This is a genomic window from Halobacillus sp. ABD4_316 (assembly GCF_056161385.1).
In genome coordinates, this window is record NZ_JBSWZA010000003.1 from 313,839 (window position 1) to 333,861 (window position 20,023).

The 20,023-nt window shown below is 51.4% G+C and carries 17 protein-coding genes and 1 pseudogene; 4 read left to right on the plus strand and 14 right to left on the minus strand.

The features are described from left to right. Window positions 1–18: 18 nt before the first annotated feature. A complete protein-coding gene (gene pruA, locus ACXAJH_RS14080; RefSeq protein WP_474994306.1) occupies window positions 19–1,569 on the minus strand; it encodes an L-glutamate gamma-semialdehyde dehydrogenase in 1,551 nt (516 codons plus the stop codon). Window positions 1,570–2,057: 488 nt separating this feature from the next. Here pruA and ACXAJH_RS14085 point away from each other — a divergent pair. Next, window positions 2,058–2,222 (plus strand): annotated as a pseudogene (locus ACXAJH_RS14085) (IS5/IS1182 family transposase); the annotation flags it as partial. 266 nt (window positions 2,223–2,488) lie between these two features. Here ACXAJH_RS14085 and ACXAJH_RS14090 read toward each other — a convergent pair. The 6 genes from ACXAJH_RS14090 to ACXAJH_RS14115 form a co-directional block, all read right to left on the minus strand. Next, a complete protein-coding gene (locus tag ACXAJH_RS14090) occupies window positions 2,489–4,063 on the minus strand; it encodes a glycoside hydrolase family 32 protein (RefSeq protein WP_474967408.1) in 1,575 nt (524 codons plus the stop codon). A 449-nt stretch (window positions 4,064–4,512) separates the two neighbouring features. Further along, complete coding sequence (locus ACXAJH_RS14095; RefSeq protein WP_474967407.1) at window positions 4,513–5,661, minus strand: CamS family sex pheromone protein; 1,149 nt, start codon at window positions 5,659–5,661, stop codon at window positions 4,513–4,515. Window positions 5,662–5,673: 12 nt separating this feature from the next. Beyond that, on the minus strand, window positions 5,674–7,677 hold the full coding sequence (gene ligA / locus ACXAJH_RS14100) for an NAD-dependent DNA ligase LigA (protein ID WP_474994308.1): 2,004 nt from the start codon (window positions 7,675–7,677) through the stop codon (window positions 5,674–5,676). A gap of 14 nt (window positions 7,678–7,691) precedes the next feature. Further along, the gene (gene pcrA / locus ACXAJH_RS14105) at window positions 7,692–9,926 is read right to left on the minus strand and encodes a DNA helicase PcrA (RefSeq protein WP_474967405.1); all 2,235 of its coding nucleotides are present in this window, start codon (window positions 9,924–9,926) and stop codon (window positions 7,692–7,694) included. Next, a complete protein-coding gene (pcrB, locus tag ACXAJH_RS14110; protein ID WP_474967404.1) occupies window positions 9,923–10,633 on the minus strand; it encodes a heptaprenylglyceryl phosphate synthase in 711 nt (236 codons plus the stop codon). Before pcrB ends, pcrA begins: the two co-directional genes overlap by 4 nt. Before the next feature lie 166 nt (window positions 10,634–10,799). Continuing rightward, entirely contained in the window at window positions 10,800–11,390 is a 591-nt protein-coding gene (locus ACXAJH_RS14115) for a YitT family protein (protein WP_474970342.1), read from the minus strand. 94 nt (window positions 11,391–11,484) lie between these two features. On the opposite strand from ACXAJH_RS14115, the gene ACXAJH_RS14120 reads away from it, so the two are divergent. Further along, window positions 11,485–11,655 (plus strand): hypothetical protein, encoded by a 171-nt coding sequence (locus ACXAJH_RS14120; protein WP_474994310.1) that lies wholly within the window; start codon window positions 11,485–11,487, stop codon window positions 11,653–11,655. 329 nt (window positions 11,656–11,984) lie between these two features. Here ACXAJH_RS14120 and ACXAJH_RS14125 read toward each other — a convergent pair whose 3' ends face one another. The 3 genes from ACXAJH_RS14125 to ACXAJH_RS14135 are packed head-to-tail and all read right to left on the minus strand — an operon-like array spanning window position 11,985 to window position 15,060. Then, complete coding sequence (locus ACXAJH_RS14125; RefSeq protein ID WP_027955730.1) at window positions 11,985–12,287, minus strand: YerC/YecD family TrpR-related protein; 303 nt, start codon at window positions 12,285–12,287, stop codon at window positions 11,985–11,987. A 12-nt stretch (window positions 12,288–12,299) separates the two neighbouring features. After that, window positions 12,300–13,280 carry a DUF3048 domain-containing protein gene (locus ACXAJH_RS14130; RefSeq protein WP_474972048.1) on the minus strand — a complete coding sequence of 327 codons (981 nt, stop codon included), beginning with the start codon at window positions 13,278–13,280 and terminating at the stop codon, window positions 12,300–12,302. 34 nt (window positions 13,281–13,314) lie between these two features. After that, a complete protein-coding gene (locus tag ACXAJH_RS14135) occupies window positions 13,315–15,060 on the minus strand; it encodes an adenine deaminase C-terminal domain-containing protein (RefSeq protein WP_474967402.1) in 1,746 nt (581 codons plus the stop codon). 74 nt (window positions 15,061–15,134) lie between these two features. Here ACXAJH_RS14135 and ACXAJH_RS14140 point away from each other — a divergent pair, with 74 nt between their 5' ends. Both ACXAJH_RS14140 and ACXAJH_RS14145 read left to right on the plus strand, forming a co-directional pair. Further along, a complete protein-coding gene (locus tag ACXAJH_RS14140) occupies window positions 15,135–15,389 on the plus strand; it encodes a YgaP family membrane protein (protein ID WP_474967401.1) in 255 nt (84 codons plus the stop codon). A gap of 148 nt (window positions 15,390–15,537) precedes the next feature. After that, the gene (locus ACXAJH_RS14145; protein ID WP_169516209.1) at window positions 15,538–15,648 is read left to right on the plus strand and encodes an EYxxD motif small membrane protein; all 111 of its coding nucleotides are present in this window, start codon (window positions 15,538–15,540) and stop codon (window positions 15,646–15,648) included. On the opposite strand, the gene purD is transcribed toward ACXAJH_RS14145, so the two are convergent. Genes purD through purM form a run of 4 tightly spaced genes read right to left on the minus strand, consistent with a single transcriptional unit; the run spans window position 15,607 to window position 20,020 of the window. Beyond that, complete coding sequence (gene purD, locus ACXAJH_RS14150; protein ID WP_474994312.1) at window positions 15,607–16,890, minus strand: phosphoribosylamine--glycine ligase; 1,284 nt, start codon at window positions 16,888–16,890, stop codon at window positions 15,607–15,609. The genes ACXAJH_RS14145 and purD overlap by 42 nt on opposite strands. A gap of 21 nt (window positions 16,891–16,911) precedes the next feature. Further along, entirely contained in the window at window positions 16,912–18,444 is a 1,533-nt protein-coding gene (purH, locus tag ACXAJH_RS14155; protein ID WP_474994314.1) for a bifunctional phosphoribosylaminoimidazolecarboxamide formyltransferase/IMP cyclohydrolase, read from the minus strand. Further along, entirely contained in the window at window positions 18,441–19,019 is a 579-nt protein-coding gene (purN, locus tag ACXAJH_RS14160) for a phosphoribosylglycinamide formyltransferase (RefSeq protein WP_474994315.1), read from the minus strand. Before purN ends, purH begins: the two co-directional genes overlap by 4 nt. After that, window positions 19,016–20,020: a phosphoribosylformylglycinamidine cyclo-ligase gene (gene purM / locus ACXAJH_RS14165; RefSeq protein WP_474994316.1), complete on the minus strand. Its 1,005-nt coding sequence runs from the start codon at window positions 20,018–20,020 to the stop codon at window positions 19,016–19,018. Before purM ends, purN begins: the two co-directional genes overlap by 4 nt. Between the last annotated feature and the right edge of the window lie 3 nt (window positions 20,021–20,023).

The window sequence follows — 20,023 nt, forward strand, 5'->3', positions numbered from 1 at the left end:
AAGGGTGCGCCCTTTGCTTTACAGCATCTCAGACGATGTTTTGCCCTGCATGTGCTGCAGCAGGTAGTCCGGTCCTCCTGCTTTGGAGTCGGTTCCGGACATATTGAATCCGCCAAACGGATGATACCCTACAATAGCTGCTGTGCACCCGCGGTTGAAATACAGGTTCCCAACATGGAAATCTTCCCGTGCTTTTTCAATGTGGTCACGGTTGTTCGTAATGACCGCCCCCGTCAGGCCGTAGTCTGTATTGTTCGCGAATTGAACAGCTTCCTCAAAGTCCTTGGCCTTCGTAAAACCGACGACAGGACCGAAGATTTCCTCCTGCATGACTCGTGCATCCGGAGCAAGATCGGCAAAAACCGTCGGCGCGACAAACCAACCTGTACCGTCATTCCCTTTTCCGCCGCACATTAAACTCCCTTCTTCTTTCCCAATGTTGATATAGCTTAAAATCTTGTCGTACGCTCCCTGGTCGATGACCGGCCCCATATAATGGCTGTTATCAGATGGATCTCCATAACTCACGCCCTTCTTCGTCTTCTGGACGACACGGTCGAGAAGGTCGTCGTAAATGGCCTCATGTGCAACGACACGGGAACAGGCCGAGCATTTCTGACCGGAGAAACCGAAAGCAGAATACGTGATCGCATCCGCAGCCATTTCAAGATCGGCATCTTCATCTACGATAATGGTATCCTTTCCGCCCATCTCAATGATCGTCCGCTTCAGCCATTTCTGTCCCTCATGGACTTTCGCTGCCCGCTCGAACAAGCGGGTACCGACTTCACGAGAGCCTGTGAAGCTGATAAAGCGTGTGCGTGGATGATCGACAAGGTAATCCCCGACTTCCTTCCCGCTTCCTGGAATGTAATTGATGACGCCTGCAGGAAGACCGGCTTCCTCAAGCACCTCCATCATTTTATAGGCGATGATCGGGGTGGCACTGGCCGGTTTCAATAGGACGGTGTTACCGGACACCATGGCGGCGACTGTTGTCCCGCACATGATGGCAAACAGGAAGTTCCAAGGTGAAATGACGACACCGACGCCGAGTGGTATGTAGTGGAACCGGTTGTTTTCAATCGGACGTGAGTTCACGTCGACTCCTTTATCTATTTCAAGCATTTGACGCCCATAATACTCCAGGAAATCAATCGCCTCGGCTGTATCTGCATCGGCTTCCTTCCACGGCTTACCGGCTTCCTTGACGAGATGGGCGGTGAATTCGTGCTTTCGGCGGCGAATGATGGCCGCAGCCCGGAAAAGAATATCCGCGCGGTACGACGCCTTCGTCTTCCGCCACCAGTCAAATGTCTCATCAGCCACCTGATGGGCTTTTTCAGCCAGGTCCTGATTCGCTTTCGACACTCGGCCGATCACTTCTTTTTTATTGGCCGGATTGACGACTTCGATCTTCTCGTCAGTCATGATCCGCTCCCCGCCGATGATTAACGGATACTCTTTTCCAAGGTCTGCCTCCACCTGCTTCAATGCAGCCTGCATGGCTTTTCGATTTTCTTCCAGCGCGAAATCTGTGAATGGTTCATGTTTGTAAGGGACCACCATAAAAAAACGCCTCCTTGAAAGTAGTTGGGTATACGCCTTGTAATTTTAAGAAAATTACAATAATTAATGTTTCCACAATTATTCTACCGCACCCGTGTTCCTTATTCAAACGGAATATCCCGTTCTATTCCCCTCTAAAGCCCGGGCCGGTGAAACATTTTCAAATTCCCAGAGCATCGTACTTCCTGCTTCCGTTCCCTCTTAAATCTTTCTAAATTCCTTCCGTTATACAGCATAAAAAAACAGCCTTTATCAAGACTGTTGGGCTGTAGAAAAAGCCTGTGTTAACCAGTTAGAGTGGTCCATTTGCAGGGTCACTTTCCGCTTATCGGTGGATGAATGCCGCGGGCACGGCCTCAGCTAACTTGGTCAGGAAGATCGCCTGCCCAAGTGGATCTTCGGCCCGTGCTGTTCCCGCAGGCATCACCACCGAACGCTCCTCGTGCCGACGTTAGCATATATAGAAGAGAACATGTGCCCTATGCAGGTTCGCAGATTCAAAAGAACGGCATGAGCGGCGCTGTTGCCGCCTGCATGGAAAAGAAAAAGGGAAAGAACAGGCGCTGATGACAGCTGCCTGCCGGAATATGAAAAAGACTGCCCGCCATCAAACAAGGGTGAGCTGGGTGAAGGGGAGTCTTTTTCGATTTTAAAGAACTAACAAGGAGCGGTGACCCTTCCACTCCTGCGGAAGAACGAGTGGGCCGAGATCACCGAGCGTGGGTGTTGCGAGGAAGCTCGGGCGCTCGTCCGCGGAAAGGGAAGGGGCTTTCGCTCCTGGCGGAAAAAAAGAAAAAAGCTTGTAAAGAAACAGGAGTTTCTCTACAAGCTTTTTTCTTTGTTGTCAGGTCATGCTTTCCCTGTACCGTTCACCAGGACCGGTTGGGCAGGGAAGCATTGATAAGCCGCACGCCACCGGTTACCACGCTGAAGGTCGATCGTAAATTTGGAGCGATTTGATATTCACATCCCCTTCTTTGCTGTAGATTTCAAGTCCACTGCTTTCAGGGAATGGGAAAATCCGCGTCGTTAAGACCTGCTGTCCACCATTCGCAAACACCTCCACAGAGGACCGGTCTACGAAGATGTGCAGCTTAACGGTGCCATCCTCTAATCGGGAAGGTGCCCGGTAGACACCAGCAAACGATTCGTGGAAATCGGTTTTTCCTGAGTTCAGACGATCGGTGAATACGACGTCGTTTTTCGTATCATATCCAACAATGGTTTCTTCCTGCATATCGGAGGAATATCGAACACGGAATCCGAATTCCCCAGAGGAGCCAGGTTCCATTTCCGCTGTAATCTCATAGGTTTCTTCTTCAAAACCATCAATCGTCTCTGAACCCTCCAGCTCGATACCAGCGGCTTCATATATGAGATCTCCGCGATGGTCTTTCAGTTCATCGGCCGGCTGCTGAATCAGCTGTACTTCCCCGTTTTTGTCTTTTTGAAGCGTGACTTCCCTTGGAAGCGACATCGCTCCGCGCCACGGATCGGTTGGAAGGCTGGAGGCATACGTCCAGTTACTCATCCAGGCCATCCATATGACACGGTCCTTCATGTTGTTAAAGGCCTGGGCTGCATAAAAGTCCGTCCCATAATCCACCCAGTTGATGTCATTGGACTTCTCCTGTCTTGTAAATTCAGCACCGTCAAAATCTCCGAGAAAATACTGGCCGCCTGAACCGCCGGCGATACTGCCCGGGTTCATATCCACCTGCAGCACCCAGAGTGTATCTCCCTCCTCTCCATCTACTGGGAGTTCAAACAATTCCGGCGTTTCCCAGATACCTCCCTGGGCTCCTGTATGACCGAACTCACTTAAGTATTCCCAATCCACCAGATTCTCTGATCCATAGAACATCACCTTTTTTCCTGCAGCCAGCAGCATGATGTATGTTTCAGACTCGTCATGCCAGATGACCTTAGGATCGCGGAAGTCCTCAATCCCGGGGTTCGGTACGACAGGGTTCCCATCGTATTTCTCCCACGTCCTTCCTTTGTCGGTGCTATAAGCGATCCGTTGATCCTGAACATCACCGGCACTCGTATAAAAGGCAACAAGACCACCTTCTTCATCTGGGAAGAGTCCACTTTTATTTTCTTCATCGGCAATGATACTCCCTGAGAAAATCATGCCATGCTCATCAGGTGTCAGCGCAACATCCTGTTCCTCCCAGTGTACGAGATCCTCACTGACTGCATGCCCCCAGCTCATATTTCCGAACTGATCCCCATCCGGATTGTATTGATAGAACAAATGGTATTCGCCTTCGTAATACACCATTCCGTTAGGATCGTTCATCCAGTTTTCCGCTGGAGTAAAATGATATTGAGGACGGAGCGACTGGTCATAGGAAATCTCCTCCCGTTCAGCCGCTTCCTCCTTTTCATTGATCTGCTCGGCAGGCGACACCGTCAGCATGTAAATGATCAGGAACAGGATGAGTACGACCACTCCTGTCAAAGCTGTAATTCGTTGGCGTGTAGACATAAACTTTAAACCTCTCTCTTTAAATATCCGAGATTATCTTATAGGGAGAGAAGCTTTCTTTCAACTATTAACCGGAGGGAGTGCTTTAGACCCTCCGCACGCTTCACAACAAAGATGAAATCCTTTTCCTTAGGTGTGTAAGCGGGTTCATCCCTCAAGGAAAAATGACTAAAGAACCAGAAAAAAACGACCAAGGTCATTAAAAAAAACATACCTCCATTTACAGGGTACGGTTTCAGTTTGTTGAAAACCCTGGTATTTTTCCAGAATCGCAGACCATTCTCTTTCCGTGCACAAACGTTTTCAGGATCTCACATCTCCATGCGGCTGGGACACAAGGAGCTTATCGGTGGTGACGCCCGCGCCAAGCATTCGATAAGCGGAACGTGGCCGTCATCACTTCACAGGTAAAAAAAGCCGTACCCTGAAAATCAGAGTACGGCTTTCTTTTATTTATAGACATGTACAAAGGGTTCTTCTTCCCCTGCGTTTTTAACGATCAGGCTTTCCGGGTCGTCCATGCTGTGAATGTTCACCTGAACACCATAATGGTCCGGGAACATTTCAACAACAAGACTGTACACATACTGGGTAAACCCGACAACCTCGGACTGCGACTGGAATTCGATCGGAATTTCAATCGTAACCTCCCGCAGGTCGTTGTTCACGTAAAAACCGTTGCCGATCATACCGACAAAGTTCGGGAAATAGTCGGACACTTCTTTTCTGAAGTCCGAAAATACCTGGGAATCATCGAAGTGATCGGTTTCCGCTTCACTGGATGGGAAAAGGACATGCTTCTCATCAATGGTGTCCCAGCCACCGATGGACGCGGATGAACCTTTCACATACGCCTTGCTCAGGAAGCTGCCCGGTACTTTGGAGCTCGCCTCTTCTTCTTCATACAAAGCAAATACGACAGGCACGTCCTTCAGTTCCTCATCTTCGCGGATACGTTCCAGGATTTCCCCGGCGTACTGCTTCCCTTTAGTCAAAAGCTCCTCGGTCGAATGGTTTTCAGAGTAATTCTTTCCGTCCGGTGTCTGGAAATTGTACACCGTACGCAGGGAGATTCCGATCGTGATCCCTTTCAGTTCCACGACGTTTTCTTCCTTCTTCACTAAGTAATCCTGTTCAACGATATTGGAAATGTATTTCGGACTGTCACGGAACTCTTCTTCCGATGCTTCATCTTCGTCGAGTTCAGGGTTCAGCCCTACTTCATTTGTCTCGCTTTCACGGGAAAGCCAGCTGATCAGCGTATCGTCCGTCAAATACTGACCCGACTGGAAAAAGTAATCCTCGGGGTCATAGTATTCCTTGGAGTGCCGGCGCAGGCCGCTTTCAAATTCATCGATATCCAGCCGGTTGCCCATCTGGTTCGTCGTGACGCCGCGGGCGGAAGACACTGTCGGACTGCTTTCGGTCAGGATCATCCGGTAATCTTCTTCAGACATCGTATAGTTGGGAACAATCGCCGACTGGTTATTGTTCTCATCGGTCGTTTCCTGTATGACTTCTTCTCTATTATCAAAAACGGGCGTACACGCGCTCACGAAAAGCACCGAACTAAGTAACAGTGCGTGCATCTTCCTCATGCTTTCCACTCCCTAATCGTTTAAAGCTTCTCTAAACTGCTCTTCATCCCAGATTTCAACGCCGAGATCTGCTGCCTTCTTATATTTCGAACCGGCATCCTCCCCGGCGATGAGAAGGTCGGTTTTGGCACTGACACTCCCCGTCACTTTGCCTCCGAGTCCTTCAACGATTTTCTTCGCTTCAGAACGACTGAAATGTTCCATCTTTCCGGTCAGGACAATCGTTTTATCCTTGAACGGAGAATCTTCCGGCTGGTCGCTTTTCTTCGCGCCGAGGTATTCCATATTCAAGCCGAGCGACTGGAGTTCGTCCAACAGCTCGATGACCTGCGGCTTGTCAAAATAGCTGGCGATCGAATCCGCCATCTTGCTGCCGATTTCGGGAACCGCCTCCAGCGTTTCCGTGTCTGCTGCCTTCAGAGCCTCCATATACTCAAAGTGCTGGGCGAGCGTACTGGCGGCCTTGGAGCCGACGTAACGGACGCCAAGACCAAAAAGCAGGCGTTCCAGAGAGTTTTCCTTGGAGGCTTCTATCGCATGCAGCAGGTTTTCGACCGACTTTTCCCCCATGCGGTCCAGCTGCAGCAGCTCTTCACGGTCCAGCTTGTACAAGTCGGCAATGTTATGGATCAGGTTTTCCTGGAATAGCTGGGCGATGACTTTTTCACCGAGCCCTTCGATATCCATGGCATTTCTGGATACGAAGTGGATCAATCCTTCCCGCAGCTGGGCCGGACAGTTCGGGTTGATGCACCGCAGTGCGACTTCTTCTTCAATCCGGACAAGCTCACTTCCGCATTCCGGACACGTTTCCGGCATGTAGTACGGCTCTTCGTCCCCTGTCCGATGATCCGTAAGTACACGTACCACCTCAGGAATGATGTCACCGGCTTTTTTAATGACGACCGTATCTCCGATGCGGATGTCCTTTTCACGGATCAAATCTTCATTGTGAAGAGAAGCCCGCTGCACGGTCGTTCCCGCGACTTTGACCGGTTCCAGAATGGCGGTCGGGGTTACGGCCCCTGTCCGGCCGACGCTTAACTCGATATCCGTAAGCGTAGTGACCGCTTCTTCAGCCGGGAATTTGTAAGCGGTCGCCCAACGTGGACTTTTAGCCGTAAAGCCGAGCGTTTCCTGTTGATCCAGACGATCTACTTTAATGACGATCCCGTCTATTTCATAGTCGAGATCCGGGCGCCGTTCGACCCAGCTGTTCACATAGTCGATCACTTCATCGATGTTGTTACACCTTTTCCATTCCGGGTTCGTTTTCAGTCCCAGTTTCTTCATCCGCTCCAGCCGTTCACTGTGGGCGTCTGTCGGATCGTCCTCCCAGACACCGATGCCGTAAAGGAAAATATCAAGGTTCCGTTTGGCGGCGATTTTCGGGTCCAGCTGACGCAGCGATCCAGCTGCGGCGTTCCGAGGATTGGCAAACGGCTCTTCGCCATTCGCTTCCTTCGCTTCGTTCAAACCGACAAACGAGCGCTTCGGCATATACGCTTCCCCGCGCACCTCAAGGGTGGCAGGCTCTTTCAAACGGAGCGGGATGTTGCGGATGGTCCGGAGGTTTTTCGTAATGTCTTCGCCTGTCGTTCCGTCTCCCCGTGTCGCTCCCCGGACAAACACCCCATCCTCATATTTCAATGAGACGGCGAGACCGTCGATTTTCAGTTCGCACACGTAGCTGACTTCTTCGTCTGTGCCGTTCTTGACACGGCGGTCGAAATCACGGAGCTCTTCCTCGTTAAAAGCGTTGCCGAGGCTGAGCATCGGAATATCATGCTGCACCTTCACAAAAGCATCGAGAGGCTTTCCACCGACACGCTGGGAAGGGGAATCCGGTGTCTGCAGCTCCGGAAATTCCTCCTCCAGGTTGATCAGCTCCTGCATTTTTTTATCATATTCATAGTCAGAGACCGACGGATCATCGAGCGTATGATATTGATAGCTGTACTGCTCGAGTTCCTGTCGCAGCGCCTCGATCCTCTGCTGCGCTTCACTTGCGTTCATACTCATTCACTTCCTTACGCTTTCGTAATCGGAGCAAAACGGGCAAGCAGCCGCTTAATGCCTGTCGGTGCCGGGAACGCGATGTCGAGCTCAAGCGCATCTCCCTCACCCTGCACTTTGACGACGGTGCCGGTTCCCCATTTTTTGTGTGTCGCTTTATCACCAGGCTGCCAGCCGATCTTCTCGCCTCCGGTCGATTCCGTCTTCTTCGGCTTCTTGGCAGAACGCTTCGGCGGCTCCTGGGTCTGTCTCCCAAACGGGCTCGTTTCACGCTTCTTATTGAAAAACGGCAGCTCTTCCTTCTGCTCGCGTCCGTCGACGAGCTCTTCCGGAATTTCATGGATGAACCGGCTGATCGGGTTCATGTTCGTCCGTCCATACAACGTACGCATTTTCGCATGGGTCAAAAACAGCTGCTTCTCAGCACGGGTAATCCCTACATAAGCGAGGCGGCGTTCCTCTTCCATCTCTTCCTCATCCATCAATGCACGGCTGTGCGGGAAGACATTCTCCTCCATCCCGATGAGAAAGACGACAGGAAACTCAAGACCCTTCGCGGAGTGAAGCGTCATAAGTGTGACCGTGTCATCACTACTAGGGTCCTCATTCATGGAATCGATATCCGCAATCAGCGCAAGATCCGTCAAGAACGCCACCAAGGTTTTATCTTCGGCATTTTCTTCAAAGTTCTTCGTTACGGATTTGAATTCTTCAATGTTTTCCAGACGGCTCTGGGCTTCGATGCTTTTTTCGTTCATGAGCATCTCTTCATAGCCGGTTTTATCGATCACCTGCTGCACCATATCGGTCGCTGACAGGAACTCCTGCTGCTCGCTCCAGTTCTGGACCATTTTGCGGAAGCTCATAATCGCCTTGGCTGCTTTGGCGCTGACCCCGACGAAATCGACTTCCGCCGCTGCTTCATACAGCGAAATATCGTGATCGGCCGCATAGGCCATCATCTTATCCATACTCGTTTTTCCGACCCCGCGCTTCGGTTCGTTGATCACACGCTGGAAGCTCAGATCATCGTTCGGGTTGGCAATGAGACGCAGGTAGGCAAGAAGATCCTTGATTTCCTTACGATCGTAGAACTTCGTACCGCCGATCATCTGGTACGGGATGCCCGCTTTGACGAATGTCTCCTCAATCGTACGCGACTGGGCGTTCGTCCGGTACAGGATCGCCGTATCCTGATAGCGGAACTTCCCCTGTCTTACGAGGTCGCCGATTTTATCGGTGACGAAAAGGGCTTCCTCACGCTCTGTGCCGGCCTGATGATAGTGAATCTTTTCGCCGCCTTTATTGTCGGTCCAGAGGCGCTTCGGCTTGCGGCCGGAGTTTTTATCAATCACGTTGTTGGCCGCATCGAGAATCAATTCTGTGGAACGGTAATTCTGCTCCAGCAGGATGGTCCGTGCTTTCGGGTAGTCACTTTCAAAGTTGAGGATGTTTTGAATATCCGCTCCGCGCCACGCATAAATCGACTGGTCGGAATCCCCGACAACACACAGATTCTGATACCGGCTCGCCAGATGCTTGACGAGCTGGTACTGCGCGTGGTTCGTATCCTGGTACTCATCGACATGGATATACTGGAAGCGGCGCTGATACGTTTCCAGCACTTCCGGCACTTCATCAAACAAACGGAGCGTCTGCATGATCAGGTCGTCGAAATCGAGCGACTGGTTTTTACGCAGCTTTTTCTGATAGCCTTTGTACACTTCAGCCACCTGTTCCTCATGGGTACTGCCGGCCTGGTTGGCATAATCTTCAGCAGTCATCAGTTCGTTTTTCGAATTACTGATCGCCCCGAGCATCGCCCGTGGGTCCCACTTCTTCGGATCCAGGTTCAGTTCCTTCAGCACCTGCTTGATGACAGAAAGCTGGTCACTGGAATCCAGAATCGAGAAGTTGCGGTCATAGCCGATCCGGTCGATGTCCCGTCGTAAGATCCGGACACACATCGAGTGGAACGTCGACATCCATATTTTTTCGCCGTCTTTCCCGACAAGGGATTCTACACGCTCTTTCATCTCGCGCGCGGCCTTGTTTGTAAACGTAATCGCCAGAATGTTGCGCGGCGCTACATCTTTTTCACTGAGTAAGTAGGCAATCCGATGGGTCAGCACCCTTGTCTTACCACTTCCGGCACCTGCCATAATGAGCAGCGGGCCTTCTGTATGGATTACCGCATTGCGCTGTTCTGTATTCAAACCTTGAATCAAAGCATTCAACGCCTGAGTCATGAACGTCCACCATCCTTCTTCTTTGTTGATTTGACTGCTTCCACCGTTTGAAGCGCCACTTGTATATCTTCATAGATGACATTCCCAATGACGACGACGTCTGCCTGGGCTGCCATTTCTGCTGCCTGCTGCATCGTCCGGATACCGCCGCCGTATACGAGCGTCGTCCCCTCCAGCACATCCGCCACTTCTTTTACGAGAGCCGGATCACCATAGGTCCCGCTGTATTCCATATAAAAAACCGGGAGGCGGAAAAGATGCTCGGCCATCCGGGCATATGCCAGCACGTCCGCTTGATCCGGCAGAGAACAGGACGTTTTTTGAAAAACTTTCGCTTCGGGATTCAGGACACAGTAGCCTTCCGTCAGCATAGCCGTCCAGTTGATCATATCGCTGTATTCTTTGACTGCTTGATGCTGCACATCAAGCATCCACTTTTTATCTTCGCTGTTCAGCACCATCGGAATGAAATAAGCGTCAAAATCCGGAGCAACGGCTTCCACATCGGACACTTCCAACACACAGGTGACGTTGTACGCCTCCACCCGCTCCTGCAGATCGGTAACATTTTCAAACGTTACCCCATCGGTACCGCCGATCATCACCGCGTCCGTACCGGATGTGCAGATGTCCTTCAAGTCTTTTTCCGAAATCGTTTTATTTGGATCCAGTTTGAACACATGATCCCACTTGCTTATATTGTACATTTCCGGCCTCCAAAACAACAGTTATCCATTAGTCGATTATAACAAAATTTCGGCACCGGGTTGAGGGTTTCCCTCAGAGTGTAAATATTCTGTGAAAGAACGACCGGGAAAATCCGGCTGCCAAACAAAAAAAGCGGCCGAGAATGTTCTCGGCCGCCTTACTAAATTAAGAGGCAGGATGTTCAGGAAGGAGACGGGAAGAGGTGAACGTCATCGTAACAAGACCGACACTCAAAATCGTAATGGCGGAAAGAAGCAGCGTTTCCATCGAAAACAGCAGCCCTCCCGCCCCGATGATGACCGCATCGATGGCCAGAATAACGAATCCGACATTTACCTTCATCCAGTCAGCGATCATCTGAGCAAGAAGATCCGTCCCGCCGGTGCTCGTATGGTGCCGGAGCATCAAACCGATCCCCCCGCCGACAAGGGCCCCGCCGATGATCGAGCTGATGGCAGGGTCGAGCGGCAGATGATAAGCACGCAGTCCCTGAAGCACATCAATGGAAAACGAGGAAACCAACAGGCCGTGCAGACTGTTGTAAAAGTACATGCGGAAATAAAACCAGGCAAGAGTGAAAATCGGGATGCTGAAGCAGATGATCGTCAGCCCCACCTTCATCCCCCATATGTAATTGGCAATCATACCGATGCCGATGATCCCACCGTCGAGGACATGGTCGGGAATAAGAAAAAAGTTGATGCCGAGCGAAAGAATCAAGCTTCCGGCTACGATCATGATCCCTTTCTTCACCATCTCTTTCACAGGCCCGTCCCCCCTCACCCCATTCTATGCGGGTCGAGTGTTTTTAGAAGACGAAAAAAAGACCGCCGTCACGGAAAAGCGTTCGGTGGTGAAGACTAAGGGAACAGCACGAGCCGAAAATCTACTTGGACAGACGGTTTTCCTGACCAAGTCAGCTGAGGCCGGGCCCTCGGCAAGCATCCACCGACAAGCGGAACGTGACCAGACACCAGCCATTCTTTCAGCAGATGAACTTCTCAGGAAAACCACGGTATGAAAATCCATATGTCTATTTCTTCCTATTAACACACTTATAATATTGATGTCTGCCTACTCCTTCTTTTTGAATTCAGTGGGGATGGTATCGGGATTTTCATCCTATGGCCCTAAGGTTCATCCCTCTTTCACGCTCATTATTTGACTGTCACGAGGAGCGTTCGGTGGTGACGCCTGCGGGAACAGCACGAGCCGAAGATCCACTTGGACAGGCGGTTTTCCTGACCAAGTTAGCTGAGGCCGGGCCCGCGGCAAGCATCCACCGATAAGCGGAACGTGACCAGACACACACATAAAAAAATAAAGACTGCCGTTATGGCAGTCTTTTCTCTATTCTGTACGCTTTTCGTGGACACGGTCGAGCGCTTTGGTATAGGCGTCGTTGCCGTAGTTCAAACAGCGCTTCACACGGGAAATCGTCGCTGTCGAAGCTCCGGTTTCCGTTTCAATTTTATGATAGGTGTACCCGTCTCTCAGCATGCGGGCGACCTCCAGACGCTGAGCCAGCGACTGCACCTCGTTCATCGTTGCCAGATCATCAAAAAATTCATAGCACTCTTCAATATCCTGTAGTGAAAGAATCGCTTCAAAAAGCTGATCCAGCGTTTTTCCGCGCAATTTATCGATTTGCATTCGGATTCCTCCTCAAAATTGAACCGCTGCGGATTCTGGTATAATGTTAATCCATGTATTTCCCGGGACGAACGGCACCTGCTCTTCCCCTTCATAAGGAAGCAGCCGTCCATCTGTATTCCGCCACTCCACTTCTTTCATCGTCCCTTTCTGCAAAAGAAAACCGCGTCCGCCTGAGGTCAAATCAACCTCCCTGCGGCCGGCCTCATCGATGATTTCGTGGCGGGCCTCTATCATCCATACATTATCGGCAGAAATCTGTTCCATCGTCGAACGATCCACAGACGGTTCTCCGTCGTCGAATCGAAGAAACCCATGATCGGAATACTGCCACCGGACTTGTGTCCTGCTGCCATAGGTGATTTCCACCTCATCAACCGGACGACCGTTTGGACTTTCATCTGTAAAATACAAAGCCTCCGGCGGGGCGTCCTCGGTTAAGCCTTTTTCACCGACCACACGATCCAGTCCTTCTGTCCAAAGGTAGGAATTGTGCGGTGCAGGACGGTCACCGGAACGGCGGAAAAGCCAGCCATTGTTGTCATAAACAGCACCATCGACAGCGTCCATGCTGGTGCCGGCAAGCTGCTGATATATGGAATGGGAAGCTCCGTGATAAGTGTAAAGAGCGTCATATCCATAGGCCAGCTCAAAATAATAGGGACGGGCGCTGCGTACCGGCCCGATTGTATCAGGAATATCACTGTGGAACAAAGCGAGAAAACGGGTGATCTGCCCTTCAGCAAGGACTTCATAGACGAGGTCTGCCTGACTGAGCCCGGACTGCGGCCGTGCTTTCGGATGGTTGTTGACCATCACACCGAGGACACGCCCGGATTTATCCCCTGCACCGGGTTCTCCCGTTAATGGAAAAACATCACCGGCAGGGACAGGATCAGGGGTTTCTGCTGCTTTTTCTCCAGGAGTCTCTCCTGTTGATTGGCAGCCAATAAGACCGGCGGTAAGCAGACCGATGAGCAGCAGCTTTTTCATACATGCACGTCCTTTAGATCATCCCACTTATATTTTAACGCATTATTGAAGGAAAGAGTACCTCTTTCTTTTTCACATCGATGATTCCAAGTGGTGTGATCCGGATAAATGGAAGATGCGTCGAAGACAGGAATAAAAGCGTATAAACAGGATCGGAGAAGGCGAATCCATAGGCTTTCAAATGGTTCTTCAACGTTTCTTCTTCTTCCATCAGTGTATTCATCGGCTTGTCGGACATGACTCCTCCGAGCGGAAGAGCCAGCTCAAAGATGACTTCCCCTTTGTTGACGAGTACGATGCCTCCCCCGATTTTTTTCATCCGGGCAAATGCCGTCCTCATATCCGCTTTCGATTTTCCGGTCAGAACAAGATCGCCTGTACTGCTGTATGAACTGACAAGGGCACCGAGTGAGGTTGTGAACCCTTTGATCAACGTATTGACCTTCCATTCACCTTCACGGTCCATCAACATGAGAAATCCTTCGGAGTGATCCTCCGGCAGACGTTCCACACCTGTATCCGTATCCACTGCATAAGGTTTCATGATGACGTCATTGATCATTTCAAGACCGACCGGCATGGAAAACTGCAGATCCTGTTCGGTGAGATCCCAGTCCAGGTTCAGCTTATCGATTCCGTTTTTCTTCCATTCTACAGGAGATGGCGTTTCTACAGCTTGTCCATCCTTTTTCACCCATTCACCTTTAGCAAGAACAGAATGGGGCGTCGGATTATCCGGGCTTGATAAGAAGTTCAAATGAGCGACGCGTCCGGCGTTCAGGCTGCCGACACGGTTTTCGATCGTAAAGTGACGGGCGGAATTGTATGTCGCCATCATATAGGCATCAATTTCCGGAACACCGGCATCGAGAGCAATCTGAATACACTGATTGATCAGTCCTTCACGATAAAAACCGGGGGTAGATCCGTCGGTCGTATACATCATGTGGTCGAACTGCTGATGTCCTTTTTCCATCAGTCCCTGCAGAATATCCGGCAGATCCGGACGGATGGAAGAATAGCGCAGTCCTGTCTGGAAACCGATGGCGAGGCGGTTCAGCACATCATCAGCCGTCATCGACTCGTGCTCGGAATCCATGCCGAGCAGCCGCATCTTCACCAGTGTTTTCTCTGATGCGCCGGGCAGGTGGGCTTCAAGCGGCTTGCGGGCCCGCTTCGTTTCCTGCATCCAGTGGAGGATCTGCTCGTCCCCGTTATACAAAACATCCGGCCAGGCCGTCAGCTCTCCGCCCTGAATGACGGCGTCATGCTCAATCCACGATTCGATCTGCTCATCAAACGCTTCTCTGTCCTCATCCTTTAATACGGACTGAGGATCAAAGCGCGCCCACCAGTACATCGAAGCAGGCAGATTCATAAATTCTTCGAGCAGAGAAAACGCTTTCTCTTTGTCCGTTAAAAAAAGCCACATCAAGTTGTCATTAATGAGCGTTGTCGTTCCCGTGGCGGCTGCATATTCTCCAAGGCTCTGGGGATTATATAACTGGAATGGATGGGCATGCGGTTCAATGTAACCCGGGACGATCCAGCTGTCCCTGCCATCAATCATTTCCGTTCCTTCTGTATGGGCAGGAAGCTCCTGTCCCGTATATATGATACGGTCTTCGTAAATCCAGATGTGACCGGTCATCCACTGTTTCAAATACACGTTCAAGTATGTTGTATGGGTAATCAGTTTCGTCGGCGCCACTTTCCCGTCCATGACAGCTGCATGTTCCCGCAGCTGACGGTTGCGCCAGCGAAAGCGTGTTTCGTTCATGGAGCGTACCTCCCTGATTTCATTATGTTCTATCGTAACACAGGATATTCCAATCTGCTAAGGAGGAACCTGTTATGAAACCGAATATCGGCCTGATCAACAGCATGATCCGGATCACAGCAGGCTTCAGCATGCTGACGTACTTGACGATCCGCGGAGCGCGCAAGGAAGGATCTTCCTCCCATCCGCTGCTGATCATAATGGCTTCCTTGAAGATCGCGGAAGGCATCGTACGTTTCTGTCCTCTCACTGCTTTATACGAATCAGCAGCCGTAGAGACAGACGGAAAAGAAGAACCCTGGGCACAGAACCTGCCGGATGACGCTTGAAAAGGTGGGAATGATCGATGATGTTTCTGCCACTCCTCTATCTTTTCAGCCGTTATAAAAAGAAGAAGGACGAACAGAAAGAGGAACCTGCAGGATAATAAAAAGAGCGGGGACATGCCCCGCTCTTACTTATAAAGGATGAATGAACGTGTACTTTTTAGAATATGTGACCGATGTCGGCTTCGTCATTCTCACGATCATCGGGACGATTGCCGCTTTAGGTGCGGTGTTTCTCCGTTCCCGAAGAAAAAAGAGTTGACCTTCCGATATCCCGGCGGTAGAAAAAGTCATCAAACGTGTCGAATACTTGAAGAGAGCGGTAGGCCTTGTCCAGCGCTTCTTCGGTATTCCCGCCGAGACTGCCGGCAAGGAGAACACGGCCGCCGTTTGATACATATCCTTTTTCATCGAGGGCGGTTCCGGCATGGACAAAAAACACGGACTTGTCTGTTTTCAGCTCTGGAAGGAGACGTCCCTTATCATAGGATCCCGGATAGCCTTTGGAAGCAACCACCACACCGGCACAGAACTGCTTTTTCCAGGTAAGTCCCGGATCCTTTCCGTCAAGAACGTCAAGAAGGACCTGGACGAGGTCGTTTTCCAACAGAGGCAGGACCACTTGTGTTTCCGGGTCACCGAACCGGGCATTGAATTCGATGACCTTCGGGCCTTCCTTCGTTTCAATCAATCCGGCATAGAGAATCCCTGTAAAGGATCGATCTTCCTCGACCATCGCTTCGGCGGCTGGGCGGACAATCGTTTCAAGCGCTGTCTCATAGGATGCCCTGGACAGTGCCGGAACGGGAGCATATGCGCCCATCCCGCCGGTATTTGGGCCTTGGTCCCCTTCAAAGGCACGCTTATGATCTCTTGCCGGAACCATAGGATAAACGTTTCCTCCACGAACGAAGGCCATTAAGGAAAATTCATCTCCAGCCAGGAACTCCTCAATAACCACTTCCCGGCCTGCTTCCCCGAAGCGACCGTCTCCGAGCATTTCTTCAACGGCCTGCTCTGCTTCTTGGACGGATTCTGCTACAACGACCCCTTTGCCGGCGGCCAGGCCGTCCGCTTTGACGACGATTGGCGCGCCTTTTTCAACGATATAGGCTTTCGCCTTATCCGCATCGGTGAACGCTTCATAATCCGCTGTCGGAATGTTGTATTTTTTCATAAGCTGCTTGGCAAAATGCTTGCTTCCTTCAATGAGGGCCGCACGGCCGCTCGGGGCAAACACAGGAAGACCGGCCTTTGTGAACGCATCAGCCAGACCGGCGGCAAGCGGATCTTCCGGGCCGATAATCGTCAGGCGAATATCCTTTTCCTTCGCAAACGCCACGAGCGCTTCCTGATTTCCTTCATCAATGGTGATGCACTCGGCCTGTTCGGTCATGCCCGCGTTTCCGGGAGCCGCATATAACCGCTCCACCCGGTCACTTTCCGCAAGTTTCTGGATCAGACTGTGCTCCCGGCCGCCGCGTCCAATTACTAAAACGTTCATCGTCCCTCATCCTTTCTGTATTTAATGCTTAAAGTGACGCATTTTCGTAAAGACCATGGCGATGCCGTGCTTGTTGCAGGCATCAATGGAATCCTGGTCGCGTTTCGATCCACCCGGCTGGATGATGGCTGTGACACCGGCCGTTGCCGCCGTTTCCACTGTATCCGGCATCGGGAAAAAGGCGTCGGAGGCAAGAATGCTTCCCTCTGCTTTTTCACCCGCCTGCTCAAGAGCAATCTTCGCAGCACCTACCCGGTTCATCTGACCGGCCCCGACGCCAAGCGTGCGGTCGCCTTTGGCTACGATGATGGCGTTGGATTTGACGTGCTTCACGACTTTCCAGCCAAGCTTCAAGTCTTCCATTTCCTGCTGGGACGGCGCACGATCTGTTGCCACTTCCAACTCCACCTGATCCAGGGATCCTTCGTCCGTATCCTGGACAAGCAAACCGCCGTTCACGCTCGTCAGCTTATGGGACGGGCGGTCGGATTTCTTCATATCCACCTTGAGTAAACGCAGGTTCTTTTTCTTTGTGAGAATGTCGAGCGCTTCCTGGCTGAAGGATGGAGCGATGATGATTTCAAGGAAAATCTCCTTCAGCTTGGCGGCTGTCTCTTCATCGACTTCCCTGTTCAGCGCGACGATTCCTCCGAAGATGGAAACGGGATCTCCTTCATACGCTTTCCCATAGGCCTCATACAGATTTTCACCGATACCGACGCCGCACGGGTTCATGTGCTTCACAGCGACAGCTGCAGGCTCATTGAATTCAAGGACGACTTCAAGGGCCGCATTGGCATCCTGGATATTATTATAGGAAAGCTCCTTGCCGTTCAGCTGCTCCGCTTCTGCGAGGGATGTTCCCTCCACGGCTGCTTTCTTATAAAAAGCAGCACTCTGGTGCGGATTTTCTCCGTAACGGAGGGACTGGACTTTTTCATATGTAACGGTATACGTTTCCGGATAAGCCTCTTCCGTCAAATCAGAGAAATACTTAGCAATCATGCTGTCATAATTCGCGGTATGACGGAACACCTTGGCTGCCAGACGGCGGCGTTCTTCATAAGAAAGTTCTCCCTGATTAAGGCCTTCGACGACCGTTTTATAATCAGATGGATCGACGACCACCGCGACATCTTCAAAGCTTTTCGCCGCTGCCCGCAGCATTGTCGGACCGCCGATATCGACGTTTTCAACCGCTTCGGCTTCGGTCACACCTTCTTTGGCGATTGTTTCTTTGAATGGATACAGGTTTACAGCCACAAGATCAATGGTCTGGATGTTCAGTTCATCCAGCTGCTCCATATGCTCTTTGTTGGAACGCTTAGCCAGAAGGCCACCGTGGACAGACGGATGCAGCGTTTTGACACGGCCATCCATAATTTCCGGAAAATCGGTCACTTCAGAAATCGAAAGCACCGGAATGCCTGCTTCTTCTATCGTGCGTTTTGTCCCACCTGTGGAAACGAGCTCATAACCAAGCTCATTCAGAAGGCGGGCGAAGTCTGTTAATCCCTGTTTATTGGATACGCTTAAAAGGGCGCGTTTTTTCATTTGTATTCCTCCTTGGGTAGTAAAGACTGGATGACTTCTGGATAAAGGCGGTGCTCTACGGTCTGGATGCGGCGCTGAACGTCTTCCCTGCTGTCATCATCATAGATAGGGACAGGCTCCTGGGCAATGATCGGGCCGGTGTCCATGCCGTCGTCGACAAAATGAACCGTCACGCCTGTCACTTTCACCTGTTTGTCGAGCGCCTGTCCGATCGCATCTTTTCCTGGAAAGGCCGGAAGAAGGGACGGATGTATATTCATTATCCTTCCTTCGTAAGGGGCCAGCAGCGTCGGTCCGATCAGGCGCATATAACCGGCAAGGACAATCCATTCCACATTCCTGGAGCGCAGGTCCTCGAGAATCGCCGCCTCGTAGGCAGCTTTATCCGGAAACATCTTCGGTGTATACACGACGGTATCGATTTCATGACGCTGGGCTTTTTCAATCACCGCTGCCCCGACCCGGTCACACACAAGCAGAGCGACGCGGGCATCAAGCTTCCCTTCTTCAATGGCTTTCACGATGGCATCAAAGTTGGAGCCGGTACCAGAAGCAAAAATCGCCAGCTGCTTCATATCAGCTCCACCCCCCGGCCCTTAGTCACGCGGCCAATGACCTTGGCTTCAGGACAGACCGATAATGCTTGTTCCACCTCTTCTTCCCTGATGACCGCTGCCATACCAATGCCCATATTGAAGACACCATACATCTCTTCTTCCGCAATGGAACCCTGCTCCTGTAAAAAACGGAACACAGGCGGGACGTCCCAGCTGCCCTGCTCAACAACAGCTCCGAAACCTTCCGGAAGCATGCGGGGTAGATTTTCATAAAAGCCGCCGCCGGTGACGTGGGCCAGTCCTTTCACATCGACTGCTGCGCGAAGTTTTTTGACCGGATCGACGTAAATGACAGTCGGAGTCAACAGCACTTCCCCGAGCGGCAGGGCCATCCCCGGATACACCTGCTCCAAATCAAGCTCTTCCACGAGTTTTCTCACAAGCGAGAAGCCGTTGGAGTGGATGCCTGAGGAAGGCAGGCCGATGATGACGTCCCCTTCCTGAACGGACGCCCCTGTAATCAGCTTGTCCTTATCAGCCATACCGACGACAAAGCCGGCCAGGTCGTATTCATCCGCGTCGTACATGCCCGGCATTTCCGCCGTTTCTCCACCTACAAGCGCAGCACCTGATTGCTCACAGCCGTCTGCAATGCCTTTGACGATTTGTTCGATACGGGCGGGGTCATTTTTGCCACAGGCAATATAATCGAGAAAGAGCAGCGGATCCGCTCCCTGCGCCGCAATATCATTGACGCACATCGCTACGACATCCACCCCTATCGTATCATGACGATCGAGTTGGAAGGCGAGTTTGAGCTTCGTCCCCACCCCATCCGTTCCTGTGACAAGCACCGGATGATTGTAGGACATCCCGCTGATATCAAATAACCCGGCGAAGGCTCCGAGTCCGCCGATGACTTCCTTGCGCATCGTCCGGCTGACATGCTTTTTCATCCGCTCCACCGCTTCATAACCGGCTTCAACATCGACACCGGCCTGTTTATAGGATTGACTCATCTG